Source organism: Chthoniobacter flavus Ellin428 (assembly GCF_000173075.1).
GTDB classification, from domain to species: Bacteria; Verrucomicrobiota; Verrucomicrobiia; order Chthoniobacterales; family Chthoniobacteraceae; genus Chthoniobacter; species Chthoniobacter flavus.
Genome location: NZ_ABVL01000007.1, coordinates 138,509 through 157,630 on the forward strand (window position 1 = coordinate 138,509; position 19,122 = coordinate 157,630).

The 19,122-nt window shown below is 62.6% G+C and carries 15 protein-coding genes; 1 reads left to right on the plus strand and 14 read right to left on the minus strand.

Annotated features, from left to right (window positions below):
* Position 1 precedes the first annotated feature (1 nt).
* The 5 genes from CFE428DRAFT_RS33590 to CFE428DRAFT_RS13620 all read right to left on the minus strand — a co-directional run bounded on the left by CFE428DRAFT_RS33590 (position 2) and on the right by CFE428DRAFT_RS13620 (position 7,513).
* Positions 2-2,707 carry a PSD1 and planctomycete cytochrome C domain-containing protein gene (locus CFE428DRAFT_RS33590; RefSeq protein ID WP_006980133.1) on the minus strand — a complete coding sequence of 902 codons (2,706 nt, stop codon included), beginning with the start codon at positions 2,705-2,707 and terminating at the stop codon, positions 2-4.
* The gene (locus CFE428DRAFT_RS13605) at positions 2,704-4,173 is read right to left on the minus strand and encodes a PhoPQ-activated protein PqaA family protein (RefSeq protein WP_006980134.1); all 1,470 of its coding nucleotides are present in this window, start codon (positions 4,171-4,173) and stop codon (positions 2,704-2,706) included. The genes CFE428DRAFT_RS33590 and CFE428DRAFT_RS13605 overlap by 4 nt, the downstream gene beginning before the upstream one ends.
* Positions 4,170-5,780, minus strand: a complete 1,611-nt coding sequence (locus tag CFE428DRAFT_RS13610; RefSeq protein ID WP_006980135.1) for a LamG-like jellyroll fold domain-containing protein — start codon at positions 5,778-5,780, stop codon at positions 4,170-4,172. Before CFE428DRAFT_RS13610 ends, CFE428DRAFT_RS13605 begins: the two co-directional genes overlap by 4 nt.
* Positions 5,777-6,316, minus strand: coding sequence for a sigma-70 family RNA polymerase sigma factor (locus CFE428DRAFT_RS13615; RefSeq protein WP_006980136.1), 540 nt, complete (start codon positions 6,314-6,316; stop codon positions 5,777-5,779). Before CFE428DRAFT_RS13615 ends, CFE428DRAFT_RS13610 begins: the two co-directional genes overlap by 4 nt.
* 192 nt (positions 6,317-6,508) lie before the next feature.
* Positions 6,509-7,513, minus strand: coding sequence for a galactose-1-phosphate uridylyltransferase (locus CFE428DRAFT_RS13620; protein ID WP_042724990.1), 1,005 nt, complete (start codon positions 7,511-7,513; stop codon positions 6,509-6,511).
* A 179-nt stretch (positions 7,514-7,692) separates the two neighbouring features.
* Here CFE428DRAFT_RS13620 and CFE428DRAFT_RS13625 point away from each other — a divergent pair, with 179 nt between their 5' ends.
* Positions 7,693-9,231: a twin-arginine translocation signal domain-containing protein gene (locus tag CFE428DRAFT_RS13625; RefSeq protein ID WP_006980138.1), complete on the plus strand. Its 1,539-nt coding sequence runs from the start codon at positions 7,693-7,695 to the stop codon at positions 9,229-9,231.
* 280 nt (positions 9,232-9,511) lie between these two features.
* Here the strand turns inward: CFE428DRAFT_RS13625 and tnpA are convergent, their stop codons facing one another.
* From tnpA to CFE428DRAFT_RS13670, 9 genes are all read right to left on the minus strand, one after another.
* The gene (gene tnpA / locus CFE428DRAFT_RS13630) at positions 9,512-9,955 is read right to left on the minus strand and encodes an IS200/IS605 family transposase (RefSeq protein ID WP_006980139.1); all 444 of its coding nucleotides are present in this window, start codon (positions 9,953-9,955) and stop codon (positions 9,512-9,514) included.
* Between the two features lie 183 nt (positions 9,956-10,138).
* Entirely contained in the window at positions 10,139-10,906 is a 768-nt protein-coding gene (locus tag CFE428DRAFT_RS40470; RefSeq protein ID WP_202797422.1) for a response regulator, read from the minus strand.
* Between the two features lie 12 nt (positions 10,907-10,918).
* Positions 10,919-11,938, minus strand: coding sequence for a chemotaxis response regulator protein-glutamate methylesterase (gene cheB, locus CFE428DRAFT_RS13640; RefSeq protein WP_006980141.1), 1,020 nt, complete (start codon positions 11,936-11,938; stop codon positions 10,919-10,921).
* Positions 11,935-14,160, minus strand: a complete 2,226-nt coding sequence (locus tag CFE428DRAFT_RS13645; protein WP_006980142.1) for a hybrid sensor histidine kinase/response regulator — start codon at positions 14,158-14,160, stop codon at positions 11,935-11,937. Before CFE428DRAFT_RS13645 ends, cheB begins: the two co-directional genes overlap by 4 nt.
* On the minus strand, positions 14,157-14,816 hold the full coding sequence (locus tag CFE428DRAFT_RS13650) for a chemotaxis protein CheW (RefSeq protein ID WP_006980143.1): 660 nt from the start codon (positions 14,814-14,816) through the stop codon (positions 14,157-14,159). Before CFE428DRAFT_RS13650 ends, CFE428DRAFT_RS13645 begins: the two co-directional genes overlap by 4 nt.
* Positions 14,813-16,021 (minus strand): CheR family methyltransferase, encoded by a 1,209-nt coding sequence (locus CFE428DRAFT_RS13655; RefSeq protein ID WP_006980144.1) that lies wholly within the window; start codon positions 16,019-16,021, stop codon positions 14,813-14,815. Before CFE428DRAFT_RS13655 ends, CFE428DRAFT_RS13650 begins: the two co-directional genes overlap by 4 nt.
* On the minus strand, positions 16,021-16,473 hold the full coding sequence (locus CFE428DRAFT_RS13660) for a chemotaxis protein CheW (RefSeq protein ID WP_006980145.1): 453 nt from the start codon (positions 16,471-16,473) through the stop codon (positions 16,021-16,023). The genes CFE428DRAFT_RS13655 and CFE428DRAFT_RS13660 overlap by 1 nt, the downstream gene beginning before the upstream one ends.
* 5 nt (positions 16,474-16,478) lie before the next feature.
* Positions 16,479-18,539, minus strand: coding sequence for a methyl-accepting chemotaxis protein (locus tag CFE428DRAFT_RS40475; RefSeq protein ID WP_006980146.1), 2,061 nt, complete (start codon positions 18,537-18,539; stop codon positions 16,479-16,481).
* A 19-nt stretch (positions 18,540-18,558) separates the two neighbouring features.
* Positions 18,559-18,978 carry a response regulator gene (locus CFE428DRAFT_RS13670; protein WP_157447508.1) on the minus strand — a complete coding sequence of 140 codons (420 nt, stop codon included), beginning with the start codon at positions 18,976-18,978 and terminating at the stop codon, positions 18,559-18,561.
* Positions 18,979-19,122 lie beyond the last annotated feature (144 nt).

The window sequence follows — 19,122 nt, forward strand, 5'->3', positions numbered from 1 at the left end:
GTTACCTCAGGTAGATGAACTCGTTGGCGGCGTAGAGGGCCTGGCAAAAGATCGCCCACGCGCGCTCCGGCGACTCCGTGGTGCGGAATTCGCGGACCATGGCGAGCGCATCCGCAAGCTCGTGATCCTTGGGCGGCCGGCTGAAAAGCATCTGGTAAGCTTGCTGCACGCGCCCTTCATCGCTGGGGATGGGCGCCAGCTTCACAGCGAGGCGCTGGCTGCTTTCCATGACTACCGGTGCGTTCATCATGATGAGCGCCTGCGGAGCGATGACGGTGCTGTTGCGGCTGCCGGTGGGCATCGTCGGATCCGGATAATCGTATTGCTCCAGCATGTTGTAGAGATGGTTGCGAATTACCGGGAGATAGAGCGCGCGGCGCGGACTCTCGTAGGTGGTGGCGTCCTTGCTGGTGTGATTGAAAACGAACTCGCGATTGTGCAGCGGGATGGTCTTGCCGCCGATCGTCATATCGAGCCAGCCGCAAGTGTAGAGCATGGCATCGCGGATTTCCTCCGCTTCGAGGCGCTGGATATTGGCGTGCCAGAGCAGGTGATTCTCGGGATCGATGATGCGTGGATCGACTTTGTCCGACGGAGAAAAGCTGACCGTGCTGGCCTGCTGATAGACCGCCGATTTCATGATGAGCCGGTGCAGGTCTTTGATCGACCAGCCGTTCTCGATGAAATTGCGCGCCAGCCAGTCGAGCAATTCCGGGTGCGAAGGCCGCGCGCCGAGTTCGCCGAAGTTATCCGTGCTGGCGACGATGCCTTGACCGAAATGCCAGCGCCAGACGCGGTTCACGATGACGCGTGCGGTGAGCGGATGCTCGCTGCTAGCCATCCATTCGGCGAGTTCCAGGCGCCCGCTGTGCTTGGCGGGCAGAATCGGCTTGGTGAAGGTCGTGCGCATCACTTCAGGAAAGCCACGCTCCACGGGTTCGCCGAGGGTGAGATAGCTGCCGCGCAAATGGATGGGCAGCGTCTTGAGAATCTTGCCATCGGTCACGCTCATCAACGCGGGGAGATCGGGGCCTTTCTCCTCGAACTCGGTGACCTCCGTGGTCATCGCGGCGATCTGGGCGAGCGTCGCTTTATCGAGAATGTCTTCGTCCTTGGCCGGGAGGCCAAGGAAGCCCTTCAAATCGGTGAGCGCGGCGTAGGCTTCACCTTTCTTCGTGGCGAGCGCCTCGGCAAAAACCGCGTCGTAATGCTCGTGCAGGGCGACACCGTCGTGGCCGGGCGCCAGATCCCGCCATACGTTGAAGAACGGCACCGTCGGATGCAGATCGAGATACTGGCGGCAGGAGAGCAGGATATTGGCATCCAGATCGTGGGCCTTGGCCACCGGCATGGCATCGAGCAGCTTGGGCTTTTCCGGCAGGAATGCGGCGGCGACGAGGTAGTCGGTGGCACGCTTTTCCAAGGGCTCATGGATCTCGCGGCGTGCCTTGGTCGAGATGGCGGTGATCTTCGCTTTCCGCGCTTTGACTTCCTCGTCGTATTTCTTTTTCTCCGCGATCTGCTCGGGAGTGGCGAGGGAGTGCTCGTACCAGAATTTGATCGCGCCCATCTTCTCGTCGGCAAGGTTGCGGGTGCTGCGGAAGATGGCGGCCATCGCGTAGTAATCCGCCTGCCGGATGGGATCGAATTTGTGATCGTGGCAACGCGCGCAGCCGATGGTCATGCCCATGAAGGCCTTGCCGATCGTGTCCATCTGCTCGTCGATGATGTCCATCTCGAGCTTCTGCATGTCGGGTTCGGCGAGCACGCGAGCGCCGAGGGCGAGGAAGCCGGTGCCGGTCATCGCATCCTCGCTATAGGGCAGGAGGTCGCCGGCGATTTGCTCGATCACGAATTGGTTGAACGGCTTGTCCGTGTTGAAGGAACGAACGACGTAGTCGCGATAACGCCAGGCGTTGCCGAAGGCGATGTTTTCGTCCATGCCGTTTGAATCCGCGTAACGGGCGACATCGAGCCAGTGACGTCCCCAACGTTCGCCGTATTGCGGCGAAGCAAGCAGGCGGTCGACGACTTTGTCGAAGGCCTCGGGCGAATTGTCGGCGAGGAAATCCGCGACTTCTTTCGGCGTCGGGGGCAGGCCGATTAAATCGTAGGTCGCGCGGCGAATCAGAGTGCGCTTGTCCGCCGGCGGCGCGGGAACAAGACCTTCCTTCTTCAGCTTCGCCTGGATGAAAGCATCGATGGGAGAAGTGGCCCCCTCCACCTTGGGCGGCTCGACTTGGGCAATCGGCGTGAAGCTCCAGAATTTCCGGCCTTCCTCGATGTCGATGACGCGGCCTTTCTTCGCCACGATCGGCGCGGTGCGCGGGTCGGGCGCGCCCATCTTCACCCATTCTTCCAACGTCTTGACCTCCTCCGCCGAAAGCTGACGCTTCGGCGGCATCTGCAGGTCGTGATCCTGGTAGCGTACCGCGCTAATAAGCAGGCTCTTCTCGGGGTCGCCGGGGACGAGGGCCGGCCCAGTGTCGCCGCCCTTGAGCGTGGACGCGGCGGAGTCGAGCGCGAGGCCGCCCTTGGTTTTCTTTTCCACGCTGTGGCACTCGTAGCAGCGATTCGCGAGGATGGGGCGAATTTGCTTTTCGAAGAATTCCGTCTGCTGTGTGGTCGGTTGGGCGGCGACGAGCGGGCTCGTCGCGGCGGCAGCCACGAGCAGGAACGCGGAGAGGGAGAAGGAACTCGGCTTCATGGGATTTCCGGTCGGAGCAGGGGACTCGACATGGTCAACGTCGAGCCGTTGGCGGTGTGCTGGTGGACGGTGATGAGATCCAGGGTTTTCGGTTTTCCCGGCAGCGGGATTTCGCCGGCAAAGGTCGCTGGCCCGGTCTGATGCATCGGCGCGCTTTCCCACGCGTCGTACTCCATGGCGAGGGTATAATCGGGATGCCGGTTCACCGACCACCATAGATCGTTTTTCTGCGGCTCGGCTTTATCGGGGAAGGTAACGGTGACCTGCAGCCGATGCGCGGCGTTGTCCCAATGCGAAGTTACCTTCGGTGGCGCGATCATCGGCCGGGCGTGGAAGAAATGATGCTCGGCGAAGGCGTAGAGATTTTCATCCACCTCGGGCAGCGAGCCGACTTGCTTCAAAAATCCGGCCGCTTTCGCGCCGCCATGCTGGCCACCGGGCACGACATAGACCGGCAGTTCCGGGAAACGTCGGCCGAGTTCGCGCAGTCCGGGGCCGACGTTGTCGTTGGAGCCTTCGTTGTAGAAAATCTCGACGCCACGCTTTTGCAGCGCCGGCAGATAATTAGTGGTGCGGCATACTTCCCAAGCCAGGGTGCTCGCGGCCTTGATTTCATCATCCGTCCAGCCCGCGCCCCGCGCTTCGGCGAGGGTGATGCGCTCGTCGGCCCGAATCTTTTCACGATTCGTCAGGGAATCGACCGCGGCCGTCGGAACATTGGGGAGCTTGCCCGCGCCGGTGTCGGCGAGGAATTGCTCGTTCGCCTTGGTGATTTCCGCAGGGCGCGTGCCTTCCACATACGGCCCGCCGGGCGGATCGATGATCGGCGCCACGACCGGCAGGATGGCAGTGATGCGCTCGTCCGCGATGCCTGCCGCCGCCGTGGCGACGCCCCGCTTGGAGCCGCCGGTGGCGATGACTTTCACCGGTTGAAAAACATCCTTCTCCGCGGCTGCCGCGGTCAGCGCACGAATATCGCTCATGCCCCAAATCCACGCCGGCGTGTAGCGGGCATCCTTGCTCTTGAGGAAATGTTCCTTCATCCCCACATCGAGTTTGCCGACCGGCTCCATGGCATCGACGGTGGTCATGCCGATGAGGGCAATGCCCACGCCTTTTTCTTTGAGCAACCGGAGCATCGCGCCCGAGGGAGAGGCGGGTTTCGTCAGGTCCAATCCGCAATTGCCGATGATGACGTTCTGGCAAGGTCCGCCGGTCGTGGGTGCGAGCAGCGTTACGGGCAGCCGCACTTTTTGTCCGGGCCACCATTCGCACACGGTGATCTCGACGAGCTTCTGCCGGATCGAGGCGTCCTTCGCCCACGGTTTCCAGTCTTGAATGACGCGGGTCTCCAGCGAGGAGGTGTCACGGGCAGCGGCCATGTCGTAATGGCCGGCGGTGATCTCCGCGCGCAGCGGAGCAAAGGAACAGACAAAGGTGAGGGTGAGGAGGGGGAGCAGTTTCATTGGGCAAGTTGGCGTACTTCGTCGGCGCTCAGGGCGCGGGCGTAAAAGCTGAAGTCATCCATGCAGCCGACGAAATTGCGGACGGGATGCGAGCCGGCGTAATCGGAGGCCGGCAGCCAATTGCCGAGCTCGGCAACGGCCGGCTTGGGCACGATCGGCCGCTTGAGCGTGTGGCGGGAAAGCAACTCGCCATTGACGTAAAAGCGTACTTCCTTCGCCGCGATATCGAAGGTCGCCGCGAGGTGCACCCACTGGCCGAAACGATCCGGAGTGAAGACTACCGGGCTGATATAATCGTCCGTCACATGCGGATGCGCCTCCGCGACGATGCCGAGGCAAATCGCCCCGGTATGGATGACCTGCCAATGCACATCGCCCACGTCCAAACCCTGGCTCATGCAAATGGAGCTCTGATCCTGCCGTGCATTGAGGCTGTGCAATTGCACCCACGCCGCGATGGTGAATTGCCGGTATTCGCCGGGCAGCTTCACCCGCACGCGATCGCTCACGCTGTGAAATTGCAGTGCGCGCTTGCCCGGCCAGCGGCCTTCCGTCCAGTTGCAGCCCACGATCGTGCCCGTGGCGATGTCTTCCCCGTGCAAGGCCGCATTGTGCAGCGAACGCGCCCCATCCGGATCCTGAAAATCCAGGTGCACCCGCAAATCCGGATCGGCATTGCGCTGCTCGTTCAGCTGCTGCCACTGATCGAAAGCCTCGCGTCGCGACGCTATGACCCGCGCATCCAGATCGTGGCTGAAAACAAACGCCGCCGCATTCGCGACGAGCATGCGATTCGCGCCCGGATTCTCCAACCCCGCGCCCGTGCCCGTGGTCAATTTCCGCATCTCGACCTTGGGCTGATGCAACTCCACTTCGCCCTTGAAGACGTGCAGCTCCGGCGATTTGTCATTCAGATCGAGGCCGAAGTCGGTGCCCAAGTCGACGATATCCCCCTTCGGCGTGCTCAGCCGGAAACCACGCGCGGGCGGCGGCACGTGAGCGCTGAATTTCCCGTACTGGCAGTAAGCTGCGCCCGCCGAGAGGAGCCGGATTTCCGCCGGCCCTTCGATGCACAGCCGTGCGCCTTGGAAAAATTCGATCTCCGCCACGCCGCTCTTCAGTCGCAACAGACCGGGCGGCAGCGGAGCATTCAGCGCGGGCACACCCACGGATTTGTCCCACTCCAAATTCACGCCGCGCGAGAGCATCGCCACGCTGGAGGTCGTCGCTTCGTCGCGGGCCGCGATGCGGTTGTTGCCCGAGTTGAGCGAAGCTTTCGGCCACAGCGCCCACGCGGCCAGGCCAATGACGATCCCCGCGGCCAGCGTGCCGGCATAGCGCAGCCAGCCATTGCGGGACGAATGCGCCCCGGCCAGCTCGGTCTTCGGCAAAGTCACATCGACGCCCTCATCCCGCCGCAACGCTTCGCGCTGCGACCAGGCCAGCAACGCCGCTTCCGCATCCTGAAAAGCAAACCATTCGCGACGCGCTTCGGCCGATTCCTTCAATAGCGCCGCGAGACGTTCGTGTTCTTCGGGCGTGATCGTTCCATCTGCTTTCGCGGTGAAAAGCCGGTGCCATTCCTGGGAATTCAATTCGGGATTCATGAGCCCGCCTCCTGCGTCGTTTTGCGCTTCATGCAGTCCGCCAACAGGCGGCGCAGCGCATTGAGTTTGTTGTAAAGGGTCTGTGGGGCGCGGCCCTGGCGTTCGGCCAGCGCGGCGACCTCGGTCTTGTTGAGATAAAACTCGCGCACCAGTTCGCGGCCGGAGTCGTCGAGTTCCTCGATGCAGCGGTCCATTGCGGCCAGCCGTGCTTCGCGCTGATCCAGATCCGGGACGCGCTCTTCCGCCAGCCGCTGAAGGAGCTCATCGTCGAAATGCAGCCGCGAGCGCGCCGACACGCGTTGAAAATTCTTGGCCTCATAAAAGGCGAAGCTGCTCGCCCAGGTGAAGAAATCCTTGCTCGGGTCAAACTCCCCGAACTTCCGCCAGATGGTCATGCTCGCCCGTTGCAGCACGTCCTCGGCATCGGCGCTGTTGCCCAGCATCACGCGGAGAAAGCCCAGCAGCCGTCCATGCGCTGCGTTCAGCAGCGTGATGAACTGCTCCGAAGAGGGGGAATCTGGTGCGTTCTCGGCCATCTGCTCAGTATTGTATGAGCCAGGGGGGATTTACCGAAAATAACCTCAAAATAACCCGAAAATACCCTGAAACGAGCAGCCCAGCGACGGCTTGGAGGCAGTGAAAAGGTGCCCGCGAATCACTCGGATCACCCGAATGAAAAATACTCCATCCGTGTCATTCGCGTGATTCGCGGGCCCCTTTTACAGGCTCTAACCGAGGGCGAACTCCCGCAATCGTTGAGCGCAGGTGTCGGGAATGGAAGGGTTCACATACATCCCGGTGCCGAGTTCGAAGCCGGCGGTCTTGTTCACCCGGGGGACGATGGAGATATACCAGTGGAAGTGCGGGGTATGCTTCTCGTCTGGTCCGAGCGAACGCACCACGAGATTGAAGGGGGGATCGCCGAGCAACCCATACACCTTGAGCAAGACCGTGTGGACGATCTGGGCCAACGCCCGCCACGTCTCCTCGGGTTGCTCGGAAAAACAGGCTCCATGCGCCTTGGGAAAAATCCACAGGTGATACGGCGACAGCGCCGCATAAGGGATGAAAGCGATGAAGTGGACGTTTTCCGCGACGATCCGAGCGCCGTGCGCCTGTTCCTCGGCGATGATCGCGCAAGCCATGCAGCGCCGGGACGCATTATAGAAACGCCGCATGTTTTCCAGTCGGTCCACGATCTGGCCGGGCACGATGGGAAGACCCACGATTTGCGAATGCGGATGCTGCTGCGAAGCGCCGGCATCGAGCCCGTGATTCTTGAAGATGATCACGTGATGAATCCGCGGGTCGGCGTAAAACGCCTGGAACCGATACCGGAAAACTTCGAGAACCTGCCGCGCGTGCTCGATCGAAAAGAGATTCACGGTCAGCGAATGGCGCTGTCCCTCGACGATGACCTCATGCAAACCCACGCCATTGACCGTCTCGCCGATGGCCCCGCAATTTTCCGCCAGGTCGACCTGACCGATGGGGGAGAGGACAGAGAATTTATTGGTTACGGAGCGCAGGGTCCAATGGCCATCCGGTCCACTGCAACGATACTGCTCGTCGGGAGACATCGCCTCGTTACCGGCGCAGAAGGGGCAGGTAGCCAGATAGGCCGGTGGCTCGGCCAGCTTTCCCGAGGAGGCGAGATTGCCGCCCCGGCTGGCCCTCTCCGGCGCGACGATGACCCATTCATTGGTGAGCCGGTTGTGACGAATCTCGGACATCGTTTGGACGTTCATGCTATATCGGCGGGCGCCGCCTCGAAATAGGAATCGCCGGTCGCCGTCGAAAAAGATTCATCAGAACGCGGGCTGCGCTCCGCCACAAATTCCCTAAAGGCCTCTTTTGATGCAGGGTTAATATGATGGCTCTCGTTCCGCTTGTTTCCCGAAGCCTGCCCCCTATGAATACTCGCCAACCCATCGGCGTCGGACGCCGACAATTCCTCAAAGCCTCCGCGGCCACGGCTCTCGTTGGTGCAGTGCATGGCGCCGCGGAAACACCGGCCGCTTCCGAAAAGAAAGCGACGCTCATTGCCGATGAAAACCGCCAGCCGGGCACAGACGACTGGCAACTCACGCGCGTTCGGCTCGACAAAACCACGGGCGTCCGCGCCTCGACCATCGAGGGCTATTGTTCGAAGCAATCCGTGCTCGCCGGGGAATCGCTGGAGATTTTCGTCAGTACAAATCCGATGGCGAAATTCCACATCGAGATTTTCCGCACCGGGTACTACGGCGGGCGCGGGGCGCGTTTGATGACCACGCTCGGGCCGTTCGACGGCAAAAAGCAGGCCGACCCCGTGATGGGCGACGAGCGGATCATGGAATGCCGCTGGGAGCCAAGCGCCACGCTGACCATTCCCAAGGACTGGCCGAGCGGCGTCTATCTCGGCCGCCTGACCACGCAATCCGAAGCTTCCGACAAGCCGTACTGGCAAAACTACGTCGTGTTCATCGTGCGCGACACGCGTCCGGCCGATATCCTCCTGCAATGCAGCGATAATACCTGGCAGGCCTACAACAAATGGCCGGAGAGCACGTCGCTCTACACCGATCCGCGCGGCGCCCACGCGCGCGGGGTGAAGGCGAGTTTCGACCGGCCGTACGGCAAGTACGTGCAGATCTACGAGAACCCGCAATCGATCGGCTCCGGCGAATGGTTGTGCTTCGAATTTCCGCTCGCCTACTGGCTCGAGGAACACGGCTACGACGTCACTTATTGCTCCAACAGCGATTGCCTCGACGCCGCCCAGATCACGCGTTGCAAGACCCTCATCAGCACCGGCCATGATGAATACTGGGACCTGCGGCAATACGACGCGGTGAAAAAGTCCATCGAGGCTGGGGTGAATGTCCTCTGGCTCAGCGGCAACGCCTGCTTCGCCGTATCCCCGCTTGCCCCGTCGAGCGACGGACGGGAAAAGCGGATCATCGAGCGTGTCGGCCATTTTGCCGGGCTGACCGACGCCGAGGTGGCGAAGGAGGAAAAAGTCTTCACCAAGGATTTCAAACGCGTCGGTCCAGATGAGAGCCTCATCATCGGCGCGCGCAGCGTCGTGCCTTTCAATGGCGGGGGTGACTGGACGTGCGCGCGGCCGAACCACTGGATATTTGAAGGCACCGGAATGAAAGAAGGCGACAGCATCCCCGGTCTGGTCGGGTGGGAGCATCACGGCTCGCCCGCGGATATTCCGGGCAACGAAATCGTCGCTGAAGGACTCGTCTGGGCCGGAGGCGTCAATCCCTCGCGCTATACCGCGACGATTTACCCTGGCCCGAAAAAGAATTTCGTCTTCAACGCTGCGACGATCTTTTGGGCGCAGGGTCTTTCGTCACCGCCCGGGCACATGCTCCCGTGGTCTCACTGGTCGCGGCCGCACGGCCCCGACGAACGCGTCCAGCGCATCACGCACAACCTGCTGAAACGCGCGCTCGCGTAGGGAGTGTTTACGAATTCGAGAAGAGGCGGTGACAGGTGAAGCCAGGTTCCGTTCACGGTGGCGCCAGACAGCTTCGATGCTGACTCAATTCGCGTTGCGTCCATGCGATCGCGCTCAGGCACATTCACGGTCTCTCTCTGCGGCGGTATGTGTATAATGCGGGCCAACCCCAGCCCGAAGGGCTGATGGACCGTAGCCGGGGGTAAGCGAGCTTGCGAGCGCCATCCCCGGATAGCATCCCCCCACGAGATCACCCCGGCAGGGGTGGCGGATCGACATCTTAGACAAATCGCTCGTCGAATTCGACCATGTGCCGATGCAGAAACTCGAGGTATTCCTCTCGAAAAGTTCGCGTCCGATGATGCTCTTCCTGTCGCTGGATATAGTTTCGGACGGTGTCGACTTGCGAATAGCTTACCGTGAAGACGCCATAGCCGTCCTGCCACGAGAAGCCATGAAGCTTAAAGGTCTCGTGAATCCACGCGGAGGATTGACGTTTCACATCCAACATCACTTTGGAAAGTTGATGAGTTGGTTTGAGGCTGATGAGCAAGTGAACGTGATCGCCGATTCCACCAATCTCCGTCGGGATTCCATCGGCGGCACGGACCAGCCCACCCATGTAGGCGTGCAACCGGTGACGCCATGCGGGTGCAATCCACGGTTCGCGATCTTTTGTCCCGAATACGAAATGATAGTAAAGCGCGTGGTGGGTGGAGGACATCGGCAGATTGTCCGGCACCCCTGCCGGGGTGCGAGCTTTTGTTGTGGGTGAGATTCCGGGGGTGTTACCCCCGGCTACGGTCCTGCAAGCCCTTCGGGCTGATGGCGACCCAAGGCGACTAACGCCGTTGTGCAGGTCGGTCCATGCTAAACGGATACCCGGGATGCAGCTACGGTCACGGCCTCACGGCTCGAGACTGATCGTCAGCTTCGTCCGCTTCGGAACTTCCGTGGTGGGCGCCGGATTTTTGGCGACTTGCTGTTTCAGCTCCTTGATCTGCGTGGTGTAGCACTCGTCGCAGATGCCGTGGCTGATCTGCAGGTCGGAGTGGTCGCGGAGATATTCTTCGATCTGGCTCCAGTATTCCCCGTCGTTGCGCACGCGCTTGCAGTAGCAGCAGAGCGGGAGCAATCCACGGAGCACCTTCACCTGGGAGAGCGCCTCGCCGAGTTGCTGATTGCTGGCCAGCAGGGCGGAGTTGCTTTCGAGAAGTTGCTGCTGGCTTTCGCGCAGCGCACGGAAGGCTTCATCGCGCTCGAGCTTATGCAGAAAACCATTGGCATGATAGCGGACGCGTGCGACGAGCTCGAGCTGATCGGGAATCTTCACGAGGTAATCGTTCGCGCCGATGGAAAACGCCAGGCTCTTGGTCTGCGGATCCTCCTTCGAGGAAAGCACGATGACCGGCGTGTCCTTCGTCCCCGGATTCGCGCGGAAGCGGCCGACGATGGCGAGGCCATCGACACCGGGCATGACGAGGTCCTGCAGGATCACCGCCGGGCGGATGCGATTGGCGACCTCGATGGCTTCACTCGGATCCGAGCAATAGTGCAGCACGAGCCTCGGGTCGCTGGCGAGAAATCGCCGGATGACCTCGGCAACAAAGGGTTGGTCGTCGACGAGGAGAATCATCAACGATTCGGGAGCGGAGGAGGGGGAGGGAAATGACATGGCAGTAATGAATCAGGGGTGAGAGTTTTTGAGTGAACGGATGCGGCGCGTAATGGCTCCGGCGATTTTTTCGAGGGGCAGCTCTTCGGCTACGGCGCCGAGTTCGGCGGCGGCCTTGGGCATGCCATAGACCGCGGAGCTGGCGCGGTCCTGGCCGATCGTGTGATGACCGGCCTCGCGCAATCGCTTGAGACCGGCGGCGCCGTCCCGGCCCATGCCGGTAAGCAGCACGCCGAGGACGTCGCCCCGCCAGTAGCGGAGCGCGCTCTCGAAGAAGACATTCACCGACGGCCGGTACGCACTGCCGTTCGGTTCGTCGGAATAACTCAGCACGCTGCCCGGACGCAGGGTGAGGTGACCACTCGTGCAGGCGACGAAGACGACCCCTTCCTCCACGAGGTCTCCGTCCCTGGCGATGCGTACGGGCAGCTTGGAAACTTCATTGAGCCAGTTGGCCAGTCCCGGTGCGAACTGGGCGTCGACATGCTGCACGATGATCACGCCGGCCGGAAAATCCTCGGGCAAGCCGCTGAGCAATTTCACCAGTGCGGCGGGACCTCCGGCGGAAGCGCCGATGGCCACGAGTTGGCGGGCACGTTCCCGTGGGCGGTGTTCAGCGGGAGCTTCCGCGCTGGATTCCCCGATAAGCTTCGCCGTGGCATCGATCTTGTAGAGAAAGGCCGCCACACCGCGGGCGGCGTCTTCGCCACCGAGCGTCGGAGTCTGCACGGCATCGAGCGCGCCGGCGCCCATCGCCTCGAAAACCTTGGCCGCATTGCCTTCGACCGTGGCGGTCACGACGAGGATCGGGCAGGGAGCCGTGGCCATGATCTGCCGGGTGGCTTCGACGCCATCCGTGCCGGGCATGATGAGATCCATCAGCACGAGATCGGGACGATCGCGCCCGCATTGGATCACTGCGTCCGCGCCGTCGCGGGCGACCCACGCCACCTCGTGTTTCGAGGAGGAAACGAGGGCGCGGCGCATGATTTCCACGGCCATGGGCATGTCGTTGACGATGGCGATTCTCATGATTCGCCGATCAGATCCGCGACGGACGAGATGAGGCTCTCGTCGTGGAAGCTGCCTTTCGTAAGATAGTAGTCGGCTCCTGCCTCGAGGCCACGGGCGCGGTCTTCCTCGCGGTCCTTGTAGGAGACGATCATGATGGGTTTGGACTTGAGATTGGGATCTTTCCGGATGAGCGAAACCAGCTCGATGCCGTCCATGCGTGGCATGTCCACATCGGTGATGACGAGATCGTGATCGCCAGTCCGCACGGCGTTCCAGCCGTCCATGCCGTCCACCGCGATCTCCACGGCGTAGCCGTGCCCCTCGAGGAGCTTGCGCTCCAGTTCGCGCACGGTCAGCGAATCGTCGACGACCAGCACGCGCTTGCGCCGCGCCGGCTGGGCGCCCGCGCTGCTGCGCTGGACATTCTCCAGGCGGCCGGAGGCGCTGAGTTTTTCGATGGAGCGCAGCATGTCCTCCACGTCGGCGATGAGGAGCGGTGCGCCGTCGTCCGCCAGGGCGCCGGCGCTGATGTTAGGGACTTTCCCGAGGCGGGAGTCCAGCGGTTGGACCACGAGTTCGCGCTCGCCGAGGAAACGATCGAGGACGAGTCCGTAGCGGTTGCCACGGTCGCCGATGATGACCACCGGCAATTCATCGCCGCTGAGCGGGCTCTCCCCCTTTTCAAAAACCTGCCGCGCTGTGACGAGCCCGATGCGCTGCCCGTCGAAGGCGAAATGCGGACGCCCCTCGAGCATCTCGACCTTGCCCTTTCCGAGCTTGAGCGTGCGCGTGATGGCAGCCAGCGGAATGCCGTAAGGCTCGCCGGCGATTTCCACGACCAGCGCGCGGAGGACGGAGAGCGTGAGCGGAAGCTGGAGCTGGATGGCCGTGCCACGCCCGAGTTCGGAGGTGGTGCGCAGCGTGCCGCGCAGTTGCTTCATCGTCACCTGCACCACGTCCAAGCCGACGCCGCGACCGGACACCTCGGTGACTTCCGTCTTCATGGTGAAGCCGGGCAGAAACAGGAATTCGAGCAACTCCGCGTCGCTCATCTTCGCGGCGGTTTCTTCGTTGGTCAGTTTCCTGGCGACGACCGCGCCGCGCACCGACTCCACGTCGATGCCGCGGCCATCGTCGCGGACGGTGATGAGCAGCATGCCGGCGCTGTGGCGAGCCTCGAGCCACACCGTGCCTTCGCGCGGCTTGCCGGCGGCAAGACGCTCCTCGGGAAAATCGATGCCGTGATCGACGGCGTTGCGCAGGAGATGATTGAGCGGCGCCTCGAGCTTTTCCAAAATGTCGCGGTCGACTTGCGTCTGTTCACCGACGATCTCCAGTCGCACTTCCTTGCCCAGCGAACGGCCGATGTCGCGGACCAGGCGGGGAAAATTCTGCGCGCTATCGATGAAGGGCCGCATGCGCAGAGCCAGCGCTTCGTCGTAGAGCCGGTGGGAAAGATTGCCCGAGCGGCGGTCGAACATTTCCAGCTCCACCAGCCGCGCGCCGAGGAAGTCGCGGCACTCGGCGCCTTTTTTCTCGAGCGCGGCGAGACGCATTTGTGCGTCTTCGGAGAGCGGTGTGCCGGCGAGGGCGTTGCGTAGTTCCTCGGTGCATTTGCCGAACTCCTGTTGCATCCGCTTCAGCCGCAACAGCGAGCGCGCGAAAGGATCGAGCCAGCGCGCTTCCACGAGCGATTCGCCGGCCAGGCCGAGCAAACGGTTGAGATGATCGGCAGTGACGCGCAGGACGCGGTCGGCATTCGCCGTGGTGGGATCCGCGGACCTGGCTGGCGCGCTCGCCGCGGGAGCGGCAGTGGCCACAGCGTTGCTGGCGTTTGCCGGATTGGCCAGGCGGGCGAGGAAAGATTCGATTTCGGCGGCGCCTTCCCATTTTGCCATCTCTGCCTCGGAAGAATTGGCGATGCGGGAAAGCAGATCGACGCCTTCGAGCAATATGTCGATTTCCGCCTGCCCGAGGGTCAGTGCACCTTTCTGTGCGGCGACGAAGCAGTCCTCCATCGCGTGGGCCACATTGACGGCGGCGTTGATACCCACGATGCGCGCGGCACCCTTGATCGAGTGTGCGGCGCGCATCAAGGATTCGAGGTGCGCGGCGTCCGCCGGGTCACGCTCGAGCGCCAGCAAGCCGGCGGTAAGCGTCTGGGTTTGGGCTTCGGCTTCGATGCGAAAGAGTTCGGCCATCGATATGCCGCTGAGATCGGGTATCGAGGAAGTGCTCATGAGAGGCTCTTGTTGATCGAGTAAAAGAGGAGCTGTTCATCGAGCAGACCGACGGTCTTGTCCCGCCAGGGCAGCGTGGCGCGGGTGTACGTCGCGGTGGATTTGGCGACGGTCGCGGGAGTTTCGCCCAACTGCTCCGCGTGGAAGCGATGCACGCCGAAGACTTCGTCGACCGGGAGGACGAGGCGTTCTCCTTCGTGACCGACGACGAGCAGGCGCTCGTGGACCAGCGTGCGTGATGCGCTGGTCACGACGGGCGCCTTGTCGATGCCGAGGAGCGCGTGGAGCGAAATGCAAATGAGCAGCGCGCCGCGCACATTGGCGATGCCGAGCACGGTGGCGCTGCGGCGATGGGGCAGCGAATGGATGGGACGCAACACGCCGACCTCGTGCACGAGGTGGCTCGGCAGGGCGAGCCACTCGGCGCCGATGCGGAAGACGACCGCGGAGTCCGTATCGCGCGCCACGGTCTGGCGTACGGTGCGAATTTCCAGAGCGGATTGCGCGAGATAGGTGGCGTCGACCTCACGATCGAGGAGTTGTGCGGCGGCGGCGGAGTAGGTCGGACAATTACGGCAGTGGACGGCTTCCGCGAGTTGCGGGCAGCTCTTGTCTCCCCAGGTGCCGATTTGTTTCCAGCAATCGTGCAGCTTCATGGGGTGGCGGGTTCCGTGCTGCGTTTGGCGCGGCGGCGCAGGGCTTGCGCGGCGGTGGTGTCACCACGGCGGGAGACGAGCAGCGCATAGTGCAGCAGCGTGTCGTGGTGCTGTGGGTCGAGATAGAGGGCGCGACGATAGTGCGTAGCCGCTTCTTCTTCGCGGTTCGCGGTGTCGCTTACCAGGCCCAGCAGATAATAGGCTTGGGCGGAAGCTCCCGCGTGGCGCAGATATTCGTGGCAGATGGCGGCGACCTCTTCGAGGCGTCCTTCGTCGGCGAGTCGCACGGCTTCGCTTAAATCGGGAGCAGGCGCGGCCGGCGCGGGAACCGGTGGTGGTGGGACCGCGACGGTAGCCGGACGGGGCTTCGCCGGGATTGGGTGCAGCGCGACGCGCTTTTTGGCGGGCGCCGGTGCTGGTTTGGAGGGCGCTATCGGTTTCCCTTTGGTAAAAGCGAAGGCCAGCGAGATGCGGGTGTGGGTGAAATCGTAGGAAGCGAGCAGCCCGGTCTCGGCTGGGCCCACGCAGAGAAGACCGTCCGAGCTGAGATGGCGGCCGAGTTCCGCGATGGCCCGCCGTTGGGTGGCGACGTCGAAGTAGATCAGCAGGTTGCGGCAGAAGATCGCGTCGTAGGTTCGGCCACGCGGCACGGCGGTGTCATCGAGCAGGTTGCCGCGATGAAAGTGGACGAGCTTGCGCAACGCCGGGTCGATCGCCCAACCCGCGTGCTTGGGCGTGAAGTGGCGATCGCGAAAAGCGAGATCGCGTCCGCGAAAGGAATTGCGGGTGTAGACTCCGGTGCGGGCGTGGGCCAGCACGCGGTCGCTCACGTCGACGGCATCAATGTGAAAGCGCTCCGGCGCAATGCCCGCGTCGAGGAGGGTCATGGCCAGCGAGTAAGGTTCCTCGCCGGTCGAGCAGGGGAGGCAGAGGAAGAAGAGTTTACCGGTGGTCTGGCGCGCGCGTTCGGCGACCACCGCGAAGGCCTTCGGATCACGAAAGAACCACGTCTCGGACACGACCACGCTCTCCACGAGCGCCTGCATTTCCTCACGATCGCTGCGCACGCGGCGGAGATAGACTTCGGCGTCGCTCTCGCGGCAGGCGGCGAGGCGCAGGCGCACGGCGCGTTCGACGGCGGGCATGCCGATCGAGGCCGGGTCCAGGCCGATCTCCTGGTAGAGCAAGCGCGCGAATGCTTCCACTAAGCAGCCTCCCTCGCTTGCTGATACAGGGCGTCGCAAACCGCGTTCGAAAAAAGTTTCTGCGGGGTGATCCACTGGACGATGCCGCTGTCATCGCGGGTGATGGGGCCCAGGTAGGGCGCGGCTTCGACCGTGACTTCGGGTTCCACGAAATCCGTGGCGTCCCGCTGCAGCAAGCGGTTGGCGCGCTCGGCGATGAGGGCGAAGCGGCGCCCGGTGGCGATCTCGGCAATGAGAATGCGGGTACTGATGCGGGCGACCGAGGGATGCCCGAGCGCCAGGTCGCTGAGGTCGATGACCGGAAGGGTGACGCCGTGATAGTCGATGATGCCGGCGATACCGACGGGTGCGTGTGGGAGGGCCTTCACCTGGGCAAGAGGCAGAATTTCCACGAGGTTGCTCGCGTCGAGCGCGTAGCGGTCCTGGCCGAGTTGGAAGAGAATGAACAACATAGTTTTTAGGCGGTGCGCAGTTTGAAACCATCGAGACTGGTCAGCATGCCGCGCGAGGCGTCGTGCAGGAGTTCGATGCTGATATTGGACTGGCGCAGCGAATCCGCGGTCTGTTGCGTGGCTTCGCTGAGTTGGGAGAGGGCCTGGGTGATTTGATCCGCGCCGAGGGCCTGGGCCTGCATTCCTTCATCCACCGCAGTAAAGCGCGGGCTGAGGGTCTGCACCTGGTTGATGATCTGCGCGAGTTGGCTGCCGACCTGCTGCACTTCCTGCACGCCGCGGCGCACTTGTTCGCCAAATTTGTCCATCCCCATCACACCCGCGGCGACGGCGGACTGCATCTCCTTGACCATCTGTTCGATGTCGAAGGTGGCCACCGCGGTCTGGTCGGCGAGGCGGCGGATTTCCGTGGCGACGACGGCGAAGCCGCGGCCGTATTCCCCGGCTTTTTCCGCCTCGATGGCGGCATTGAGCGAGAGGAGGTTCGTCTGGTCGGCGACCTTGGTGATGGTGGCGATGACCTGGTTGATGTTGCCGGCTTTTTCGCTGAGCACCGCGAGCTTGGAATTGATCGCGCCGACGGCTTCGACGAAGTGCTCCATCGTTTGCTCCATGCGGTCGAGATTCGACTGGCCGCTGTTCGCGAGCGCCGAGGTGGCTTCCGCGATACCGCTGACTTCGCTCATCGTCTTCACGAGTTCGCGGGAGGTCGCGGAGATTTCCTTCGAGGTGGCGCCGATTTCCGTGGTAGTGGCGGCGACTTCGCTCGTGGTGGCTTGTTGTTGCTTGGAGGTAGCGGCGATCTCCGTCACCGAAGAGTTCACCGCCATGGCGGACTTTTGCACCTGGCTGGTGAGCTTGCGGAGGTGCGCGACCATTTGGGAGAAGGCGCTGCCGAGCGTGCCGATTTCGTCGCTGCCGTCGGTTTCGATTTCGTGGGAAAGATCACCTTGGGCGGCAGTCGCCTGGGCGGCGTCGGAGAGTTTCCGGAGCCGGCCGGTGACATTGCGCGCCACTACCCAGGCTAGCAGAGCGGCGAGGAGGAGCGCTCCCGCGCAAAGGACGATCGCGATCAGGCGTTGCTCCTCGAAATGCTTCAAGCGCACCTGGATGAGGTGATCGAGTTCATCGGTGGCCGTCTGCGAGAGTTGAGAAATCGCATTGGTCGCCTGGTCGACAGCCGCCGTGAATTTGGCGTGGTCGACAGACTTGCCGGCGACAATTTCGTTGGACAGGGAGAGCAGGGCGTCACTCGCCTTTTTGAATTCGGCGAGCCGTGGAGGGACGTCGTGTTGCAGGCCTTCACTGACCCCGAGGGATTTGGCGTCGTTGCGCACGGCGGCTTCGATCTCGTTGGTGAGTCTCGGAGTATCAATTTCGCGAAGCAGCGCGGTCTCGCTGGCGAGCGCCACCTGGTTGGCTGGGGCGGTTTCCACGAGCGCACGGAGGCCACGCTCTCCGATTTGGTTGATGTGCAGTTGCGCGGCCGGCACCACCTCGAAGGTGACGGTGAGGAGGTGGGAGCTATCGAGCCCGGGATCGAGAGAGAGGTCCGAAGCGTCGTCGACGATGCGCTCGATCATGGTCATGACATTCGCGGTGAGATGCTCGTGTTGCTGCTGGCTGTGCTCCGGGGTGCTCTGTGGCCAGCCATTGACGATCGCCTGCCATTCGCTGCGCATTTTTTCCGGCGAGAGCTGGCCCAGCCCCGCGCTTTCCAAATCCGCGGTGGTAAAGAGAAGTTGCGCGCCGAAACGGTGTTGCGCCTGCTCCAGGGTACTGAAGGTGGTATCGATCTTCGCTTGGCGCGCGACGATCTCGCTTTCGAGCTCCTTTTCGCCGTTGTAGTAACGCTGGAGCAGAAGCTGATGCGCGGCGAGGTCACGCATGAGTTCGGTGAGCGGTCGGTTGAAAGCGTCACCGGCCAGCTCCTGGTGGGCGAGCTGGATATCATCCTGAAACGACTGGAACGTGAAATAGGCCAGGACCCCGATCGGCAGAGCGAACGAGCTGATGATGAGGGCCAGCTTTTGCCAGAGTTTGAGTTTGTTGAGGAGCTTGGTCATGACGAAAGGGGAAGGAGGATCAGTGCAGCACCGCGCCGAGGGTGCTGGTCAGGTGGGTGAAGGTGAAGGGCTTGTGGATGTAGCCGTCCGGGGCGGTTTTCGGGTCCTGGTCGAGTTCGCTCATGTCGTAGCCGCTGACGAGGATGACCGGGAGGGAGGACCAGAAACTGCGGATCTGGTGGAGGGTCTCGCGGCCGCCCATCACCGGCATGAAGAGGTCGAGCAGGACAGCGGAGATGTGCGAATTCCCCTCCAGCATTTGGAGTGCTTCCAGGCCATTGCCGGCTCCCAGGACGCGGAAGCCGTCGCATTCCAGCATCATCGACATCGTGCCGCGGAGCGCGACGTCGTCATCGACGACCAAAATGGTCTGACGGTGGACTTCCGTGGTCGAGGAAGGTGCGGTGAGCGATGGACCTGTTAACGGGGAGATGGACATGCCCTTGACATGAGCAGTGCCGGTGCCTCTGTCATTTAGGGGAAATACTGATTTCGTGCCGGGGGAGTACCGCAGTAGCATCCACGCAAAGAAGATTGCATGAACGATTCCACCGCGTGAGAGCCTGTGCCGTTGTAGCCCGAT

Coding starts and splice junctions, on each gene's coding strand:
- tnpA (WP_006980139.1), bottom strand. CDS start 9,955: ATGTCCTCCACCCACCACGCGCTTTACTATCATTTCGTATTCGGGACA.
- CFE428DRAFT_RS13625 (WP_006980138.1), top strand. CDS start 7,693: ATGAATACTCGCCAACCCATCGGCGTCGGACGCCGACAATTCCTCAAA.
- CFE428DRAFT_RS13615 (WP_006980136.1), bottom strand. CDS start 6,316: ATGGCCGAGAACGCACCAGATTCCCCCTCTTCGGAGCAGTTCATCACG.
- CFE428DRAFT_RS13645 (WP_006980142.1), bottom strand. CDS start 14,160: ATGAGCACTTCCTCGATACCCGATCTCAGCGGCATATCGATGGCCGAA.
- CFE428DRAFT_RS13670 (WP_157447508.1), bottom strand. CDS start 18,978: ATGTCCATCTCCCCGTTAACAGGTCCATCGCTCACCGCACCTTCCTCG.
- CFE428DRAFT_RS13650 (WP_006980143.1), bottom strand. CDS start 14,816: ATGAAGCTGCACGATTGCTGGAAACAAATCGGCACCTGGGGAGACAAG.
- CFE428DRAFT_RS13610 (WP_006980135.1), bottom strand. CDS start 5,780: ATGAATCCCGAATTGAATTCCCAGGAATGGCACCGGCTTTTCACCGCG.
- cheB (WP_006980141.1), bottom strand. CDS start 11,938: ATGAGAATCGCCATCGTCAACGACATGCCCATGGCCGTGGAAATCATG.
- CFE428DRAFT_RS40470 (WP_202797422.1), bottom strand. CDS start 10,906: ATGTCATTTCCCTCCCCCTCCTCCGCTCCCGAATCGTTGATGATTCTC.
- CFE428DRAFT_RS13605 (WP_006980134.1), bottom strand. CDS start 4,173: ATGAAACTGCTCCCCCTCCTCACCCTCACCTTTGTCTGTTCCTTTGCT.
- CFE428DRAFT_RS13620 (WP_042724990.1), bottom strand. CDS start 7,513: ATGTCCGAGATTCGTCACAACCGGCTCACCAATGAATGGGTCATCGTC.
- CFE428DRAFT_RS13660 (WP_006980145.1), bottom strand. CDS start 16,473: ATGTTGTTCATTCTCTTCCAACTCGGCCAGGACCGCTACGCGCTCGAC.
- CFE428DRAFT_RS40475 (WP_006980146.1), bottom strand. CDS start 18,539: ATGACCAAGCTCCTCAACAAACTCAAACTCTGGCAAAAGCTGGCCCTC.
- CFE428DRAFT_RS33590 (WP_006980133.1), bottom strand. CDS start 2,707: ATGAAGCCGAGTTCCTTCTCCCTCTCCGCGTTCCTGCTCGTGGCTGCC.